Below are 17,398 nucleotides of genomic sequence, written 5' to 3' on the forward strand. Positions count from 1 at the left end.
ATTTCTAAAGAGGCTAAAGATTCGACTATAGTCATAACTTTGGGGTGACGGCAGGTACTGCAATAATTCGAAGGGTGTAAATTGTGTCAATGCCATGCCCCGTGTGTTCTTTTTTCCAATGCATTGACAACAAATTGTGCTTTCACGGTATCGAATGTACTTAATTAAGTCCAAAAGCTACAACTACTGAAGATCATTTAGTAGTTGTATTTTTTTATTATACAAGTTTTTCGAAACATTCAATTAGTTTGTGGTGAATTTCATAAAAAACCCATATATATTCTGATATAAAAAAATCATTGCACAATTCGGAAACCCTGTGTTAAAATAAATTATCAGTCTACTTGGAGGCGAAATAAGTACATACTGCCTCACTAGGGAGAAGTGACTGTACGTTTGTATCATAGGGGTTTTAAGAAAATTATTTGGGGGTAGAATAATGAAGAATTTACTAGTTAAATGGAATCAAATAAGTCTAGTAAAAAGGATAATTATCGGTATTATTGTTGGTCTTATTTTAGCTATAACGGTTCCTAATGCAACTGGGGTCTCTATTTTCGGTTCTTTATTTGTCGGAGCATTAAAGGCAGTGGCACCAGTCTTAGTATTATTCTTAGTAATGCACGCAATTTCCGCACATAAAAGCGGTACAAAAACGAATATGAAAACGATTCTTGTTCTTTATGGGATTGGTACACTCCTAGCGGGGGTTGTCGCTGTCGCTGTAAGCTTCATGTTCCCAGTTACACTAACGTTGACAACAGGAGCAGAAGGACTTACTCCTCCAGAAGGTATTGTTGAGGTTCTTGAAACATTACTCTTTAACTTGGTTGCCAATCCGGTTAATGCATTACTAAACGCTAACTATTTAGGCATTTTAATGTGGGCAGTTATTCTTGGACTTGCATTAAAAAATGCCAATCAAAATACGAAAGACGTGTTAGGTAGTTTTTCAGATGCCATTACTAAAGTCGTACAATGGGTGATCAATTTAGCACCGATTGGTATTATGGGGCTTGTATTTGATGCTATTGTAACGACTGGCTTTTCTGCTTTACTTGTTTACGGTAAATTAGTTTTAATTTTAGTTGGCTGTATGTTCTTTATAGCACTTGTAGTGAATCCGTTAATCGTGTATGTCTATATACGCAGAAATCCTTATCCAATTGTTTTCAAGGTATTAAAAGAAAGTGGTATCACGGCATTCTTTACACGTAGTTCAGCTGCAAATATTCCAGTAAATATGAAATTATGTGAAGAACTTGGCTTAGATGAGGATACTTATGCAGTGTCCATTCCTCTAGGTGCTACGATTAATATGGCTGGTGCAGCAGTTACAATTTCTGTACTAACTCTTGCAACAGTCCATACGCTTGGAATTGAAGTTGATTTCGGGACTGCACTTCTCCTTTCTGTTGTAGCGGCTGTCTCTGCAGCAGGTGCATCAGGCGTTGCAGGCGGATCACTATTACTCATCCCACTAGCATGTAGTTTATTTGGAGTTCCAAATGATATTGCAATGCAAGTTGTTGGTGTAGGCTTTATCATCGGTGTTGTTCAAGATTCTTGTGAAACTGCATTGAATTCATCGTCTGACGTACTGTTTACAGCTACAGCAGAATATGCTAAAGATCGTAAAGAAGGTAAAGTCGTTACTGTGAAGTCTTAAGAAGCACGATGAAAAATTAAAAGCCACGATTACCGGAGATTCGGTGATCGTGGCTTTTTAGTTGATTATAAAATACTTTTCAACTCATTCAGATTAAATTGAAACTACATTAAGCCGTGTAAAGGAAAAAAACAGCTATAATGAGTATAGAGGTAGTTGAATTGCGATTTAGGGAGTGTTCTATACATGCAAAGTTTCGTTGTGATGCAAGGTCAGACGTATCAAGAAGAAAAAGAATTAGGGATCATTTGGTCGCTGCAACAAGACAGTACTGGGAAAGAACGTCATTCACGGCTGCGAATGATAGAGGTAAATGAAGGGGATCGCGTATTTCATTATGTAAAAGGAAATATTGTGGCAATTAGCGTTGCTAAAACGGGATGCCAGATAGCAAGTAAACCGTCGACTATGCAAAGTCCTGATAGCATGAATGAGGATGGGTATTTAGTGGAATTGGACTATCATGAACTTGAAGTACCTATACATGTGCTTTCGAAATTTGATGACATTTTGCCGCTTCTGCCAATTAAGTATTCACCGTTCCAATCAGACGCAAACGGTAATCAGGGATATTTGTATCCATGTAATGAGGAATTATCAATAAAATTAGTAGAATTAATTGGCGACCTTAATATTTATCAAGTAGATGAAGAGCAGCTAGAATTAGCAATTGGTACGGTACTACAGACAGAGCGTAACACGTTCATTCCAATGATTACTGAAACAGAATCGGAATTGAAAATGAAGATTCGTTTGGGGCAACAAAAGTTTAGAGAAGGTTTACTACCGCTGTGGGATCACAAATGTGTGCTTTGTGAGATTGAGTTATCTGCACTACTCCGCGCGAGCTACTCTAAGCCGTGGAAAGACAGTATGGATTTTGAAAGAGTGGATCCTTCTAACGGTGTACTTCTTTGTTGTAATCATGATGCGCTCTATGAGAACGGATTTATCGCATTCGATGGACAAGGTAGATTGCATATTTCATCTCAGATTCCAGAACAAGATTATGATAAATACAGCATACATTCATTAATGAAAATCGCTCGAACTGAAGAGAACAAGCCTTATTTCAAGTGGCATAAAAGAAATGTATTTAAAGATTAAAATGATGTAGATTCACGTCTGTTGATTAACCGAAATTAACCAACAAATAACTTGATCACACACTGGGCGCTATGTTTATAGTTGCATTTGGGTTGCTTTGGATTGAACGACTTCTATACCATTACCGAGATGTCTGGATGTGTAGGGATGCGACTTTGTCACATCCCTACACATTTTTTCGGTAATCGTATGGTGGTCTTTCATCCGGCGCGCTCCAAATGCATGAATACACGTAGTGCATTTGGAGCTTTTTGGGACGAAAGAATAGCGGGCTTCTTACTTGGAGAAAAGCCGCCAAAGATGCAATTTTGGCGGCTGATTCTTTCTCTATGGTTTCTCCTTTCTTATTTTAAGGAAGTGTCACTTTCTATAAGGTATCATATGATTGGTGCATACTCTTTGCTAAAAGTAAGCAAGGAACACTTTATACAATGTACTAGAGTGCCCGAAATTGCATCTTCGGGCACTTACATTTTCTATAGAAAGTCATCTATTCGTTTCTTTCAAACATAACTGCATTTTTCACTTGAAAATTGTAGGCACGCGACAGGCAACTATTCACAACAGGATTACTGAAAAAAGTGTGGTTAGAAGTGACGGAGTCACTTCTAACCACACTAGGACACCTCAGTAAATCTGTCATGAATAAGTAGCTGAAAGCGGGCCGGAAATAGTCCAGTGAAAATAGAAATCATCAATCCCTTCCCACCTATATTTTATGCAACTAAATGATTTATCAACAGACCTGATGTAGATAATAATCAACGAAGACGAATTCATCTAATTTGAGATGAATTCGTCTTTTTATTGCCAAAAATTATAACAACAGATGAAATAGTGTACTAAGTAGATAGCCCATGACAATAAACGTGATAAATGATTTTACAGGAACAACTTTTATATGATGCAGGATGAATTCGCTGATGCTTGTAGCTGCAATGAGGCCGATGGAGATTCCCATAAGAACACCTTGCTCTTTGATAGATAGATTTACGTAATGCCCAATCCAGATGAATAGGCTAAAGCACATCGATAAGCTGAGGAAACCCAGAAATAACTTCCATGGCTTTTTCCTTTGCGCAAGAAATGCAGTGGTAAGCGCAAATCCTTCCGGGAGATGATGCAGAATGACTGAAGCTGTAATCGTGATGCCGACTATTGAATTTTCCATCAAGCTACCAATGGTCATACTTAGTGGAATTGTATGGATGAGTATAGCGAGCATGAGTAAGTAAACGGATGGATTTTGATCGGTAGATGGATGGACTAAATTGTGGAGCACTAGAAAAAATAGATAGCCAATGAGTACCCCCAGAATGATACCGAAAGACTTGTACATTTTTAATGCGCTTGGAACGATATCAAGTGCCAGTAATCCTACTAAAAATCCACCACATAGGAGTGATAATCCTGCGGTTGAATTTTGGAGCAATTTAGATACTAGCCAAGCAATCCCGCCTCCGAAGCTTACACTGAAAAAAAGAAATCCGCCAAGTATTAGTGCGCTCACCTTCATCACCCCACCCGTTATAATTCGTAAAACCTCTTTACAAAATATATGCGGATTACTCGCATCTATGAACGTACAACTTTCAAAGCAATAATGTGGGAGAAGCGTCTAATTAAATTGAGTAACATAAAAAAAGCCAAGTCTTAGCACATGGCTTAGTCTTGGCTTCTAAAACGATTATTTCCTCTTTGTCTTATTATAAGGCCTCACCATCAGCCCCATTTCTATCCGTTCCTTATGAAGAGCCTTATAAAACGAAATCATCATGAAAATGATGACGAAGGAGAAGGGAAGTGCCGCAATTACCAATGCATTTTGCAGTGCGGTTAGCCCATTGGCGGAAAGCAGAATGATAGCAACTGCTGCTTGTGCGATACCCCATGTCAATTTTACAATATTTGGCGGATTAAGTGATCCGTAAGTCGACTGCATACCGAGCACGAATGTGGCAGAATCCGCGGATGTGATGAAAAAGATTGCAATAAGGATAATTGCTACAATCGATAGCAACATTGACATTGGCAACCCTTGGAAAACGGCGAAAAGTGTCTCTTCCGTTTTCAGTCCAGATAGATCAGTTCCTTTCATTTGCACATCCATTGCTGTGGCACCGAAAACGGAAAACCAGAAAAAGCTAAGCACTGTAGGCAACATCAAGACACCCACCAAGAATTCTCGGATGGTTCGTCCACGAGATACGCGAGCAATGAAGATACCGACAAATGGGGCCCATGAAATCCACCATGCCCAATAAAAAATGGTCCAATTATTAATCCACGTCCGATTGGCATCATCAAGCGGTGCTGCCCGGAAGCTCATACGGGCTATATTTTGTAAGTAAAGGCCGATTGTATCGGTAAATGTATTGAAGATTAACAAAGTAGGTCCAAGTACGATAACGAGAACCAGTAAGACGACCGCTAGCACTAGATTAGTATTAGATAAATATTTAATGCCTTTGCCAATGCCTGACCAAGCAGAAGCGAGAAATAAAATCGTAACGATAATGATGATGATAATCTGAACGGAAAAACTGATGGGGATATCGAATACATAAGATAATCCGCCGTTGATTTGAATGGCACCAAATCCTAAAGTCGTTGCAACTCCTACTACTGTCGCGAAGACAGCGAGTACATTGACTAATGTGCCTAAAGGGCCGTTCATCCGATCTCCAAAAAGTGGCTTCAATGTTGAGGAAATCAATCCAGGTTCCCCTTTACGGAATTGGAAATAAGCGAGTGACATGGCAACGACAGCATAAATCGCCCATGCATGAATGCCCCAATGGAAGAATGTAAAGCGCATTGATTCAAGATAAGCTGCGGCTGTTCCTGGCTGTTCAGTCGCAGGGTCTATAGCGAAATGGGCTAATGGTTCAGCCGCTCCCCAGAAGACAAGTCCAATCCCCATACCTGCTGAAAAAAGCATGGCGAACCAGCTCATACGGGAATACTCCGGTTCTTCATCAGGTTTCCCGAGCGTAATCTGCCCCATCGGACTGACGATAAAGAACAGGCAGAACAGTACAATTCCAGTGACGACAAGTAAATAATACCAGCCGAATGATGAAGTGATGAAATTCTTCATATTATTTGTTGCGCTTTCGAAGCTTTCCGGTGCAAAAGCCCCGAATGAAACCGCCAATACTACAAGACCGAGCGTAATCCAAAAAACGTTTGATACCTTTTTCATCTAATCACCTAATTTTCTTATAATATAATGGTGCATATCATTTAGACTAATCTTGTCCATTATTCTTCATTACCATGCACGTACTTCTCCTCCCATTCCCTTCCTTTACTATTGTTAAACAAAAAAGCTTAATGAAAAAAACGATTCCATTGGTGTTGGAATCGTTTTTTTCAATAAGTACTAGAATGTAGCTCATTAAAAACAGGAGAACCTCTCGATCTGGTTAAGGTCTATGCCCATATACTCCCATCTTCTTTGCCTATTTCGCCATCTATAACCAGCAACAGAAGTACGTCCGACAAAGACTGGATAAAACCAAAAACCTTGTCTTCTCGATAACCAAACATACGTGTAACGGTAGAGACAACCGCGGATTGCACCTGGATCTACTGCAAATGTCTGAGTACTTGGATAAGCGGGTATTGTGTTTGGTGGCGGAGATGACGGGGCTTGTTGTCCACCTGGCTGTCCATGGCCCGGTGGTCGTCCTGGAGGCCCAAATCCCGGCATCCCTTGGCCCGGCGGTCGCCCCGGTGGCCCAAATCCCGGCATCCCTGGCCCTGGTGGTCGTCCTGGAGGCCCAAATCCTGGCATCCCTGGCCCCGGCGGTCGTCCTGGAGGCCCAAATCCTGGCATTCCTTGGTTCGGTGGAGCAAACCCATGCATGTCGTGTCCCGAGTTGAAAGCTACCATTTCCTGTTCCGGCATCCCGTAGCCTTGCATCTCTTGCCCTGGAGAAAAAGCTTGCATGTCGTAGCCTTGCATCTCTTGCCCTGGAGAGAAAGCTTGCATGTCGTAGCCTTGCATCTCTTGCTCAGGAGAAAAAGCTTGCGTGTCGTAGCCTTGCATCTCTTGCCCTGGAGAGAAAGCTTGCATGTCGTAACCTTGCATCTCTTGCCCTGGAGAAAAAGCTTGCATGTCGTAGCCTTGCATCTCTTGCCCTGGAGAGAAAGCTTGCATGTCGTAACCTTGCATTCCTTGTCCGGAAGTCCCCATGCCCGGAGACCAGCTATCATTCGCATACCCTGACGTATCTTGCGTTCGGTTTCCTTCATATCCTTCAGGTAATTGCGGGTACCATTGCTGCTCCCCTTGACCACCTGGTTGCATGTTTACCATTCGTTCACTCCTTCCAAGCGATTCTCTTTATCCTATGCGACAATGGGTGAAAAGGAATGGACTTTTAATTCACGAAAACTTTTTCGGGTTTCGAGAGTCTGTTGTATAAGAGGGTATGGGGGTATGACTAATGCGGAATTGGCGGAGAAAGCAATTGCAGTAAATCATGATGCTCACCTGTCACTTATGTTTACATATAAAGATGCATTTTATCGAAGGGTGCTTGAAACTTTTTTTATTTGATAAAGAATTGTCGCTGTAGTAGAGTTCGGACAATCTGCCGAACAGTTCGTACTATGGGTTACTCAGTTTATCAAATCCACTCCAACTATAGATTCGGCACTACCTACTTCGAATTAACTAAGTGATATACCTCACCCGTATAACGAATAAATCTAGCGACTAAGCGATATAGGAATCACACTCCATTTTTTAATTGCCAACTATTATAGCAACTTCACCGCTTCATCCCACTACAATAGCACCCTATTAGCACGGACTAAATTTTCTGAATTTCATACAATAAACCGCTTTCATCGTGTACGATACTAGTAGATTAGTAAGGAGGGGTTCATAGTGGGGAAAGCATCTGAAAAGGTTATTCGTTACCGTGGGACTGAGTTGAACACGAAGGGATGGCAGCAAGAGGCGGCGCTTCGTATGCTTATGAATAACTTAGACGCGGAAGTGGCGGAGCATCCCGATGATCTAGTCGTTTACGGTGGCATTGGAAAGGCGGCACGAAATTGGGAGTCGTTTGACGCAATTGTCCGCTCGTTGAAAGAACTGGAAAATGATGAAACACTACTTGTGCAATCGGGGAAACCAGTTGCGATATTCAAGTCACATACAGACGCACCAAAAGTATTGATAGCGAACTCGAACCTAGTCCCGGCATATGCCAACTGGGAACATTTCCATGAGCTCGATAAAAAAGGACTTATGATGTATGGACAAATGACGGCGGGAAGCTGGATTTATATCGGTTCACAAGGAATCGTGCAAGGGACATACGAAACGTTTGCAGAACTGGCGAAACAGCATTTCGGGGAGTCGCTGAAAGGGACAATTACACTAACTGCTGGACTTGGAGGCATGGGTGCCGCACAGCCGCTAGCGGTTACGATGGCCGGGGGAGTTTGTATCGGCATAGAAGTGGATGAAACGCGAATTGATCGCCGAATTGAAACGCGCTATACCGATGTGAAAACAGATTCACTAGAGGAAGCAATTCGTCTTGCGCAAGAAGCGAAAAAAGAAGGCCGTGCACTGTCAATCGGATTGCTAGGTAATGCGGCGGAAGTTCTTCCTGCCATGCTTGCAATCGGGTTTATTCCGGATGTGCTGACGGATCAGACATCTGCGCATGATCCGTTAAATGGTTATATCCCGTCTGGCATGTCACTCGACGAAGCTGCAAAACTTCGCACCGATAACCCTGAGGAGTACGTAAAACGTTCGAAAGCATCGATGGCAAAACACGTTGAAGCAATGCTTGAGATGATGGATAAAGGTGCGATTACGTTCGACTACGGTAATAATATCCGTCAAGTGGCCAAAGACGAAGGTGTTACGCGTGCATTCGATTTCCCAGGGTTTGTTCCTGCCTATATTCGTCCGCAGTTTTGCGAAGGGAAAGGTCCTTTCCGCTGGGTCGCACTGTCAGGTGATCCTGAAGATATTTATAAAACGGATGAAGTGATTTTACGCGAATTCAGTGACAACAAACATTTATGCAATTGGATTCGGATGGCGCAAGATAAAATTCAGTTCCAAGGATTGCCTTCACGGATTTGCTGGTTGGGTTACGGTGAACGCGCTAGGTTTGGAAAAATCATTAACGACATGGTCGCGTCAGGCGAATTGAAAGCACCAATTGTCATTGGGCGAGATCATCTTGACTCCGGTTCAGTTGCATCGCCAAATCGTGAGACAGAAGCGATGAAAGACGGTTCGGATGCAGTAGCTGACTGGCCGTTGTTGAATGCAATGATTAATGCAGTTGGCGGAGCTACATGGGTTTCCATTCATCATGGGGGCGGCGTTGGCATGGGTTACTCGGTTCACGCAGGTATGGTAATTGTCGCTGATGGAACCAAAGAAGCGGAAGCTCGAATTGAACGTGTATTGACGACAGATCCAGGAATGGGCATTGTTCGTCACGTGGATGCAGGCTATGAACTTGCCGAGAAAACGGCGCGGGAAAAAGGGGTCAACATTCCAATGATGGCAAAAGAGGCGATTCAAGAATGACAAAAATTGTTTGGATTAAACATGCGGCGCAACTTGCGACGTTAGCCCAACCAAGTTCAGCACCGCGAATAAAAGAAGCGATGAATGAGTTAACGATCATAGAAGACGGCAGTATATGGATAGAAGAGGGCATCATTCAAGCGGTTGGAACGACTCAAGAATTAGAAGAGCAGTTCAAAGACCGCGCCCATGAAGCTGAAATTACAAACGCGACAGGCCATCTCGTTACACCGGGGCTTGTCGATCCACATACACATGTTGCTTATGGCGGCAGTCGCGAACGTGAATTTGAAATGCGACTTGAAGGTGCGACCTATATGGACATTATGAATGCAGGCGGCGGTATTCATGCGACAACAAAAATGACGCGCGAAGCGACTGAAGATGAACTTGTTGAGCAGGCGAAGAAGCGTCTGGATTCGTTCCTAAAACATGGCGTCACGACTGTCGAAGGGAAAAGCGGTTACGGCTTAAATTTAGAGACGGAACTCAAACAGTTGCGTGTCATGAAACGTTTGCAGCAAGAACACGCGATTGACCTCGTGCCAACATTCATGGGCGCACACGCAGTCCCGACAGAATTCAAAGGGCGAGAAGACGATTATATAGATCTAGTTGTCAATGAAATGCTTCCAGCCGTTGCCAATGAAAAGCTCGCAGTCTTCAACGATGTGTTTTGTGAAGTCGGTGTTTTCACACCTGAACAATCACAACGGATTTTAGAAGCAGGGAAAAAGGTTGGGCTGATACCGAAAATCCATGCGGATGAAATTGAATCCTATGGTGGAGCAGAGCTCGCGGCAAAAGTCGGAGCGATTTCAGCGGAGCATTTATTGAAAGCGTCTGATGAAGGAATTAAAGCGATGGCAGAAGCGGGGACGATTGCTTGTTTATTGCCAGCAACCGCCTTATATCTTAGGGAGCAAGCAGCAGAAGGGCGCAAGATCATTGACGCTGGCGTACCAGTCGCAATTTCGACAGATTGTAATCCTGGATCTTCACCGACAACGTCGATGCCACTTGTTATGAACTTAGCGTGTATATCGATGCGCTTAACACCGGCAGAAGCACTTACAGCCGCGACATTTAATGCGGCATGTGCGATTCGGATGGAAAATGCGACGGGATCACTGGAACCAGGTAAACAAGGGGATGTCGTTCTATGGGGCATTTCAAACTACCAAGAACTTCAATACTTGTTTGGTGTAAACCACGTCAAGTCCGTTTGGAAAAAAGGTGTAAAAGTCGTTGGATGATTAATTTTACTAAAGGATGGTTGTCATGATTGAATTAACAGGTTCATCTCTAAATCTGGCTCAAATGAAAGACATCATATATAACGAAATTGGGGTTTCATTGAACGAGGAAGCCGTGGAACGTGTAAATAAAAGCCGTGCCGCGGTTGAGAAAATTGTTCGTGAAGACCGCACTGTCTATGGTATTAATACGGGTTTCGGCAAATTCAGCGATGTTAAAATCGATGAAAAAGATACGAAAGCACTGCAATTGCACTTGATTCGATCCCACTCATGCGGCGTAGGCGAAGCGTTTCCTGAAACCGTTTCGCGTGCGATGGTGGTGCTTCGCCTGAATGCGCTTTTGAAAGGTTTCTCAGGAATTCGTGCCGAGGTATTGGAACGCTTTGCTTATATGGTGAACAATCGCATTCACCCGGTCATTCCGCAGCAAGGCTCACTCGGTGCATCAGGCGACCTCGCGCCATTGTCCCATCTCGCACTTGTTTTGCTGGGTGAAGGATTTGTCTGGCAAGATGGGTTGCATGTTCCAGCTGCAACTATTTGGAAAGAGCATGGCGTGTCGCCGATTGTGCTCGAAGCGAAAGAAGGACTTGCGCTCATTAATGGGACGCAAGCGATGACTGCGCAAGGCGTTGTCAATTATTTGGAGGCAGAATCACTTGCATATGCTAGCGAATGGATTGCGGCGATGACAATGGAAGCGTTATATGGAATTACAGACGCATTTCATCCGGCGATTCACGAAGCACGCGGTTATCCGGAACAAGTGGATGTTGCAGCGAGGATGCTGGACTGGTTGGAAGGAAGTCAGCTTACGACCATCCAAGGCGAAAAACGTGTCCAAGACGCTTATTCCATTCGTTGTATTCCACAAGTGCACGGCGCGAGCTGGCAAGTGCTTGGTTATGTAAAAGAGAAGCTGGAGATTGAGATGAATGCTGCGACTGACAATCCACTAATTTTCGATGATGGAGATACGGTTGTATCTGGTGGTAATTTCCACGGTCAGCCAATTGCGTTTGCAATGGACTTTTTGAAACTTGGCGTGGCAGAACTTGCAAGTATTTCCGAGCGTCGTATTGAACGGCTCGTTAATCCACATTTAAATGAAGGATTACCACCGTTCCTTAGCCCGGAACCCGGGTTACAATCGGGTGCAATGATCTTGCAATATTCAGCAGCAAGCCTTGTTTCTGAGAATAAAACACTTGCACATCCAGCGTCCGTTGATTCCATTCCATCGTCGGGCAACCAGGAAGACCATGTCTCGATGGGAACGATTGGCGCGAGGCATGCGCATGCCATCATTAAAAATGCGCGAAACGTGCTCGCAATCGAAGCGCTTTGCGCAATGACAGGCTGTTCTATTCGAGGAGTAGAACAAATGGCTCCGAAAACCCAGTTGAAGTTCGAGCAATTGCAGGAAATCGTGCGGCCAATAGAAGAAGACCGTATTTTTACACCGGATATTGAAAAGCTTGCACAGTTTCTGATTGGATAATTAGCAAAAAAAACCGAAGCGAAATGTAGCGGCTTCGGTTTTTTGTATTGTCTCTCTTTGAGAACTTTGAACCTTAATGGTCACTTGCAGCGTATAAGAAGTTGAACGAAGGAATAATCATGACATTGCAGATGTAGCTGTCTTCAATTTACTCGTTGTCATCTTGTTCGTTGTTCAGGAAATCCCACTTTTTCCGCCGTTTAAGGCGGTTGCTGCGCGCTTGAGCTGAACGATATGTGCGTCAGAATGGTCTTTGCCAGTCATAATTTCGGCGAGAATTTTTGAACCAAGCATACTGTAAACAGTTCCATTACCTCCATAGCCAAGCAGATAATAATGATTTCTTTTTGTTGGATGCTCTCCGATGAATGGTAAATTGTCCAGAGATTCTCCAAATGTTGCACAATAAGCGTAGTCAATTTCAATTGGAAGTTCCGGGAAAAGTGTCTCTAGTTGTTTTTTTATATTTGCACCGCGCTTCATAATCGATTCATTTGAATGAGGGGGTTGGGGTTTGTCCTCGTCGAGCCCGCCTACAATGATTCGGTTGTCGACCGTTGTCCGCATATAGAGATACGGACGCTTTGTTTCCCAAATTAGCGCATTTTCATGCCAAATCGGAGAAACGTCTAGTGGTTCAGTGACAATGACGTACGAACGGTTAATGTCAGCACCAATCCGTTTTCCTACCGGAAGCGTTTCATATCCAGTTGTAAAAAGAACTTTATCCGCTTGGAATTCACCTGAAGAAGTAGAAATGCGCAACAGTCCATTCTCTTCAGTCACGTCATTGACAGCAGTAAATTCAAAGAGATGGACATCCATTGATTCGACCAATTGGAGTATTCCGTTAACGAATTTGTAAGGGTTCACTTCAGCGTCACCGTGTGTCACGATTGCTCCCGGTTTCGAAAACGGCAGATGATTGCAGATATCTTCCTCGTCCCAATAATCGCAAGGAAATCCGTAGTGCGTTAATATGTGATATTCTTTCTTAATACGTTTTAAATCATTGTCGTCACTTGCATAATAAATACTTGGGCGACTGATGAAATCAGGGTCAAGCGGTAGTCGTTCAGCTGTCTTTTTCAGTTTTCCCATTGCTTCTAAACATAATTGATAAAAACGTACAGCATCTTTTTCGCCAATTTGTTCGATCAATTCATGGAGCATGATGTCATTTGAATATTGAAGCAATCCCGTATTCGCCATTGTGCTGCCGGTAGTCATCTGCCGTTTATCCAGCACTGCGACAGACAGGCCTTTATCAGCCAATGCAAGTGCTGAAAGAGCTCCGGACATCCCGCCACCTACAATTATCACTTCATAATGTGAGGCGATTTCTACTATTTTTCGTTCGAGGGGAATCGGCATTGTTACAGGCCAGTACAAAGAACCTTCATGAATATTCATAATGAATACCTCCTATATGTAATCTAATATTCATTACCCTCAAACGACTGATTGAAAGCATGTTATCATAGATAAAAGTTCAACTAATAAAGTTTGACAGATGGAGGAAGAAGATTAAATGAGTACAGAAGAAAAACCGCATATTTTATTAATAGATGGAATGGCACTTCTATTCCGTTCGTTTTTTGCTACATCTGCAATGGGGCATTATTTCCCTAATGCAGAAGGTACTCCGACGAATGGTGTGCAAGGGTTTGCGCGTCATACGATGACTGCAACGTCGATATTCAAACCGACACATATGGCAGTTTGTTGGGATATGAGTGCACATACGTTTCGCAATGATTTATTCGATGGGTATAAAGCGAATCGACCTGCTCCGGCACCAGAGCTTGTTCCGCAGTTCGATATGACAAGAAGTGTTTCTGAACTAATCGGTTGGAAAAACTACGGAATACTTGGGATGGAAGCAGATGATTTAATTGGGTCGATGGTCGAGACGTGGGATGGTAAAGCGGAGATCACAATCGTAAAAGGTGATAAAGACCTGCTCCAACTACTCAGACCAGGCGTTCAAATTGCGTTCATGAAAAAGGGATACAACGTTTATGATATCTATACATATGAACGTTTTGTAGAAGAATACGGCATTTCACCAAAGCAGTTTATAGACACGAAGGCCTTCACAGGCGATACCAGCGATGGTTATCCTGGTGTTAAAGGGATTGGACCGAAAACTGCGCTTAAATTAATTAAGGAATATGGTTCGGTTGAGGGTGTAATTGAGGCCTTACATGAATTAACCCCTGGCATGCGTAAAAAGATCGAAGAAGATATAGATATGCTTCATTTATCAAGAAAGCTGGCAGAGATCCATTGTGCGATTGACATGAATGATTCCATAGAAAATTTGGCAATCCCTATTTATGACACTGAAAAAAGGGAACTAATCGAGCGTGAAGGCTATTCTATGATTGTCAGACAGGCGGATTCACTGTTTAAAAAATAACCAAAAATCTCCCTACGAAATAGTCGTAGGGAGATTTTTGGCATCACGTCTGTTGATTAACGATTTACGTGCATAAAACACTAGTGAAAATGGCTTGAAAACCTTCATTTAAACTGGACTATTTCCACCTTTTTCGGAAATCCTCTTGCGACTAGTTGCCTGTCTCGTTTCAACAATGTTCAAGTGAAAAATGTATTTGCTTCGAAAGAAAAGAATAGATGACTTTATATAAAGACTGTAAGTGCCCTTAATTTCAGTCGGTTCCAGTTCCTAGATATTGAAAAGTGTAGAAGTGATAATGGTCTTTAAGCAAAATGATAGTATTAAGTTATTTATTTACAGTTAATGAAACTTATAACTCATTAAGAACGTAACACTATTAGGACTGTTGTTGTTCAACTAACCGGGCAGGTTAGTTCAATACGTTCATTGCGAAATTGTATTGTAATTTAGAAGAAGGAGGTGAGGGATTTGAGATATCGCAAAAGAATATCTTTTGCCATAATAGTTCCACTCTTGCTCATTATTACCTTGGAGACAGTGAATTTGATATTCTATAACAATGTCATGAGTATGTCTTTACCAGTCGCTGTTATAATTAGCACTGTCATTGGAATAAGGAATGCAAAAAAAATGAGTTTATATATTTACATTGCATCAATAGTTCTGATTAGTATCGCCGTGTATCTTGTTTTACCTGGGTTTACGGTTGCTGAGTCAGAAAAAAACATTCAAAAGGAATTATCTGAAGTTGTTACGCTGGAGTTGTTAAAAAATACCCCAATTTATACGGAAGAATTTGATGTCATCACACCAAAATGGTTTTATACATATCGAGTAACAGAATCAAACGATATTGAATATATACTTATATTTAACCCGAAAACTGGAGAGTTTTTAAAAAGAAGTTAGCATAATTACTCGACTTGTTCTTTAAGCTAACGGGTAGCTTTACTTCAAGAAGGAGTAGTGCCTTTTTTACTAACGGGGCAGGTTAGTTGAACAAGAAACGTCATATAAAGTTATCTGGTATATAATTGGAATATTGGAGAGTGATTATAATAAATAAACGAAGGGTAACTACGCCTAAATTTTTAGTAGTGATATCCATTATTTTTGGCTTATTTGTAATTATTCAAAGCGTTCAAGTTATTTACACGCCCCATACATTTGTAAGAGTTGTTAACTTAATATCTACAATCTTTGTATCTGGAGCAATTGGTGCCTTTATTAGAGAAATATTTATTTTAAAAAAGAAAAAGTAAATATTAATAAAATTCTTCAACTAACGGGTAGCTTTACTTCAAGAAGGAGTAAAGCCTTTTTTCTTATTGAACTAAAGGGGCAGTTTAGTTAAATAATATATTGACACTTTTAAACGGCGAAATCGTATTACTTAATAGGGAAACAGATAAATAGGAGGGACTCTAAAATGGTTTTACAAGGTGTTTTTCTATTAATTGCTGGTGTTACAATGATTGTGAAACCGTCAATTCTATGGTTAATTGCTGAGAGTTGGAAATCAAACGATGGTACGGAACCATCAGATTTTTACAATGGGTCCACACGTTTTGGAGGTATTCTGATGACTATCGCAGGCATTGGAGGGATTATTGCTTCTCTTCTTTAAAAGATGTTTATTGAACTAACGGGGTGCTTTACTTCAAGAAGGAGTAAAGCATTATTCTTATTGAACTAAAGGGGCAGGTTAGTTCAATAACGAAATACCATTTTGGTTTATTATTTAAAGTAAAAAGCCTGAAGTCTTCTCAGGCTTTTTATCATAGGTAATAATGTCTCAATATACGATTCTTAATGTGCTTAGCACCTTTCAGAAACACGTTCTACTTCATCTTTTAGCTTCAATGATGTCAGTAATTCTGGGATCAATTCCCAAACCGCTTCATGGTAACCTGACGTCACGATGTACCAATAATTCGCGTCACGAACAAATGCAAGTTTTTCCAATTCATTGGATTGTTCCAAAAAAGATTTCATCTTTACCACTTCCGATTCATCGCAATTGCGATTTTGAGGGAAATTGAAGTGCTGTTTTGATTGTATAGATGGTTTTGCACAAACGACCCCAAGTCCATCCAATGTAGTCATATGGATGGAATCAGCCCTGTCTTTCTTCGCTTCATGGAAATAGCTCACTACCTCCAATTTCTTCGTTCCAAAAACTTGCTGGTAACGCGTTAGTATATACTTGCGATTTTCCTCCGAATTACTTGAGGTGTATTTCTCGAATTCCTTCACCAGTTCAACTACTTGTTTTTCATCATCGTAGTTCCACATGGTTTCGAGCATTTCAGCATAAGGAACAGAATATACTAAGTTTAAAAACTCTCGAATGTTTCGTGCCATATATCGCAGAGGAGGATCATTGGTGGGCGAAACACATACGATTGGTGCTTCGCTTAAATTCGAAACTGTACGAAAATCTGTTAAAAAACCGAAATGAATACCATTGCCACCAGTACTAGCAAAAGGAATCAAATCAGGAGGGGTAATCGAATATGGGTCGAATAGGTTAATTGGTTGAAAAGCAATTTGACTAAGTGATAGTCCTTCGTTGCTTAAATCATTTTCTAATTGATGCAAAAGTTGGATTTCGTTTGGAATGTCATACTGACCATAGGCTTCTTTCCATTCTTCATTTATCATTAGCACTCACACTATCCTTTCATGGGAATAGACCCACTTTCTTTTACACTATTCTATAATTTAGGTTGACAATCCTTTGTTTTATAGAAAATAAAAACACTTATAAAGATCCGTTTTTTTTAAGAGTGAATAAAAAAATTAGTGAAGGAATGTACTTAAACTAACGGGTGCTTTACTTCAATAAGGAGTAGAGCCT

The 17,398-nt window shown here is 41.6% G+C and carries 13 protein-coding genes; 8 read left to right on the top strand and 5 right to left on the bottom strand.

Going from position 1 to position 17,398, the window contains the following annotated elements:
• The first annotated feature begins 439 nt into the window (after positions 1–439).
• Both sstT and H2672_RS17255 read left to right on the top strand, forming a co-directional pair.
• The gene (gene sstT / locus H2672_RS17250) at positions 440–1,669 is read left to right on the top strand and encodes a serine/threonine transporter SstT (protein WP_186673419.1); all 1,230 of its coding nucleotides are present in this window, start codon (positions 440–442) and stop codon (positions 1,667–1,669) included.
• A gap of 186 nt (positions 1,670–1,855) precedes the next feature.
• Positions 1,856–2,776, top strand: coding sequence for an HNH endonuclease (locus H2672_RS17255; RefSeq protein WP_186673420.1), 921 nt, complete (start codon positions 1,856–1,858; stop codon positions 2,774–2,776).
• Between the two features lie 817 nt (positions 2,777–3,593).
• On the opposite strand, the gene H2672_RS17260 is transcribed toward H2672_RS17255, so the two are convergent.
• The 3 genes from H2672_RS17260 to H2672_RS20010 all read right to left on the bottom strand — a co-directional run bounded on the left by H2672_RS17260 (position 3,594) and on the right by H2672_RS20010 (position 7,100).
• Positions 3,594–4,292, bottom strand: a complete 699-nt coding sequence (locus H2672_RS17260; protein ID WP_222439446.1) for a ZIP family metal transporter — start codon at positions 4,290–4,292, stop codon at positions 3,594–3,596.
• A 171-nt stretch (positions 4,293–4,463) separates the two neighbouring features.
• Positions 4,464–5,981, bottom strand: coding sequence for a glycine betaine uptake BCCT transporter (locus tag H2672_RS17265; protein ID WP_186673422.1), 1,518 nt, complete (start codon positions 5,979–5,981; stop codon positions 4,464–4,466).
• A 195-nt stretch (positions 5,982–6,176) separates the two neighbouring features.
• Complete coding sequence (locus H2672_RS20010; protein ID WP_370569692.1) at positions 6,177–7,100, bottom strand: hypothetical protein; 924 nt, start codon at positions 7,098–7,100, stop codon at positions 6,177–6,179.
• A gap of 576 nt (positions 7,101–7,676) precedes the next feature.
• Between H2672_RS20010 and hutU the strand changes: the two genes are divergently transcribed.
• From hutU to hutH, 3 genes are read left to right on the top strand one after another with little or no spacing between them, the layout of a single operon-like run.
• On the top strand, positions 7,677–9,353 hold the full coding sequence (hutU, locus tag H2672_RS17275; protein ID WP_186673424.1) for a urocanate hydratase: 1,677 nt from the start codon (positions 7,677–7,679) through the stop codon (positions 9,351–9,353).
• A complete protein-coding gene (gene hutI, locus H2672_RS17280) occupies positions 9,350–10,609 on the top strand; it encodes an imidazolonepropionase (protein WP_186673426.1) in 1,260 nt (419 codons plus the stop codon). The genes hutU and hutI overlap by 4 nt, the downstream gene beginning before the upstream one ends.
• A 25-nt stretch (positions 10,610–10,634) precedes the next feature.
• Positions 10,635–12,113 (top strand): histidine ammonia-lyase, encoded by a 1,479-nt coding sequence (gene hutH, locus H2672_RS17285; protein WP_186673428.1) that lies wholly within the window; start codon positions 10,635–10,637, stop codon positions 12,111–12,113.
• Between the two features lie 174 nt (positions 12,114–12,287).
• On the opposite strand, the gene H2672_RS17290 is transcribed toward hutH, so the two are convergent.
• Positions 12,288–13,526, bottom strand: coding sequence for an NAD(P)/FAD-dependent oxidoreductase (locus H2672_RS17290; protein WP_186673430.1), 1,239 nt, complete (start codon positions 13,524–13,526; stop codon positions 12,288–12,290).
• Positions 13,527–13,644: 118 nt separating this feature from the next.
• On the opposite strand from H2672_RS17290, the gene H2672_RS17295 reads away from it, so the two are divergent.
• The 3 genes from H2672_RS17295 (at position 13,645) to H2672_RS17305 (ending at position 16,165) form a co-directional block, all read left to right on the top strand.
• Positions 13,645–14,535, top strand: a complete 891-nt coding sequence (locus H2672_RS17295; RefSeq protein ID WP_186673432.1) for a 5'-3' exonuclease — start codon at positions 13,645–13,647, stop codon at positions 14,533–14,535.
• A 471-nt stretch (positions 14,536–15,006) separates the two neighbouring features.
• Positions 15,007–15,447 (top strand): hypothetical protein, encoded by a 441-nt coding sequence (locus H2672_RS17300; RefSeq protein WP_186673434.1) that lies wholly within the window; start codon positions 15,007–15,009, stop codon positions 15,445–15,447.
• 520 nt (positions 15,448–15,967) lie between these two features.
• On the top strand, positions 15,968–16,165 hold the full coding sequence (locus tag H2672_RS17305; protein WP_186673436.1) for a DUF6199 family natural product biosynthesis protein: 198 nt from the start codon (positions 15,968–15,970) through the stop codon (positions 16,163–16,165).
• 191 nt (positions 16,166–16,356) lie between these two features.
• Here H2672_RS17305 and H2672_RS17310 read toward each other — a convergent pair whose 3' ends face one another.
• Positions 16,357–17,208, bottom strand: coding sequence for a hypothetical protein (locus H2672_RS17310; RefSeq protein WP_186673438.1), 852 nt, complete (start codon positions 17,206–17,208; stop codon positions 16,357–16,359).
• Positions 17,209–17,398: the final 190 nt, after the last annotated feature.

Origin of the sequence: Sporosarcina sp. BP05, from assembly GCF_014282005.1 — a bacterium.
Classification (GTDB): Bacteria; Bacillota; Bacilli; order Bacillales_A; family Planococcaceae; genus Sporosarcina.

Excerpts from the sequence above, each read along its gene's own strand:
- H2672_RS17295 (WP_186673432.1), top strand. The coding sequence starts at position 13,645 with ATGAGTACAGAAGAAAAACCGCATATTTTATTAATAGATGGAATGGCA.
- H2672_RS17260 (WP_222439446.1), bottom strand. The coding sequence starts at position 4,292 with ATGAAGGTGAGCGCACTAATACTTGGCGGATTTCTTTTTTTCAGTGTA.
- H2672_RS17305 (WP_186673436.1), top strand. The coding sequence starts at position 15,968 with ATGGTTTTACAAGGTGTTTTTCTATTAATTGCTGGTGTTACAATGATT.
- H2672_RS17255 (WP_186673420.1), top strand. The coding sequence starts at position 1,856 with ATGCAAAGTTTCGTTGTGATGCAAGGTCAGACGTATCAAGAAGAAAAA.
- hutI (WP_186673426.1), top strand. The coding sequence starts at position 9,350 with ATGACAAAAATTGTTTGGATTAAACATGCGGCGCAACTTGCGACGTTA.
- H2672_RS17290 (WP_186673430.1), bottom strand. The coding sequence starts at position 13,526 with ATGAATATTCATGAAGGTTCTTTGTACTGGCCTGTAACAATGCCGATT.
- H2672_RS17265 (WP_186673422.1), bottom strand. The coding sequence starts at position 5,981 with ATGAAAAAGGTATCAAACGTTTTTTGGATTACGCTCGGTCTTGTAGTA.
- hutH (WP_186673428.1), top strand. The coding sequence starts at position 10,635 with ATGATTGAATTAACAGGTTCATCTCTAAATCTGGCTCAAATGAAAGAC.
- H2672_RS20010 (WP_370569692.1), bottom strand. The coding sequence starts at position 7,100 with ATGGTAAACATGCAACCAGGTGGTCAAGGGGAGCAGCAATGGTACCCG.
- sstT (WP_186673419.1), top strand. The coding sequence starts at position 440 with ATGAAGAATTTACTAGTTAAATGGAATCAAATAAGTCTAGTAAAAAGG.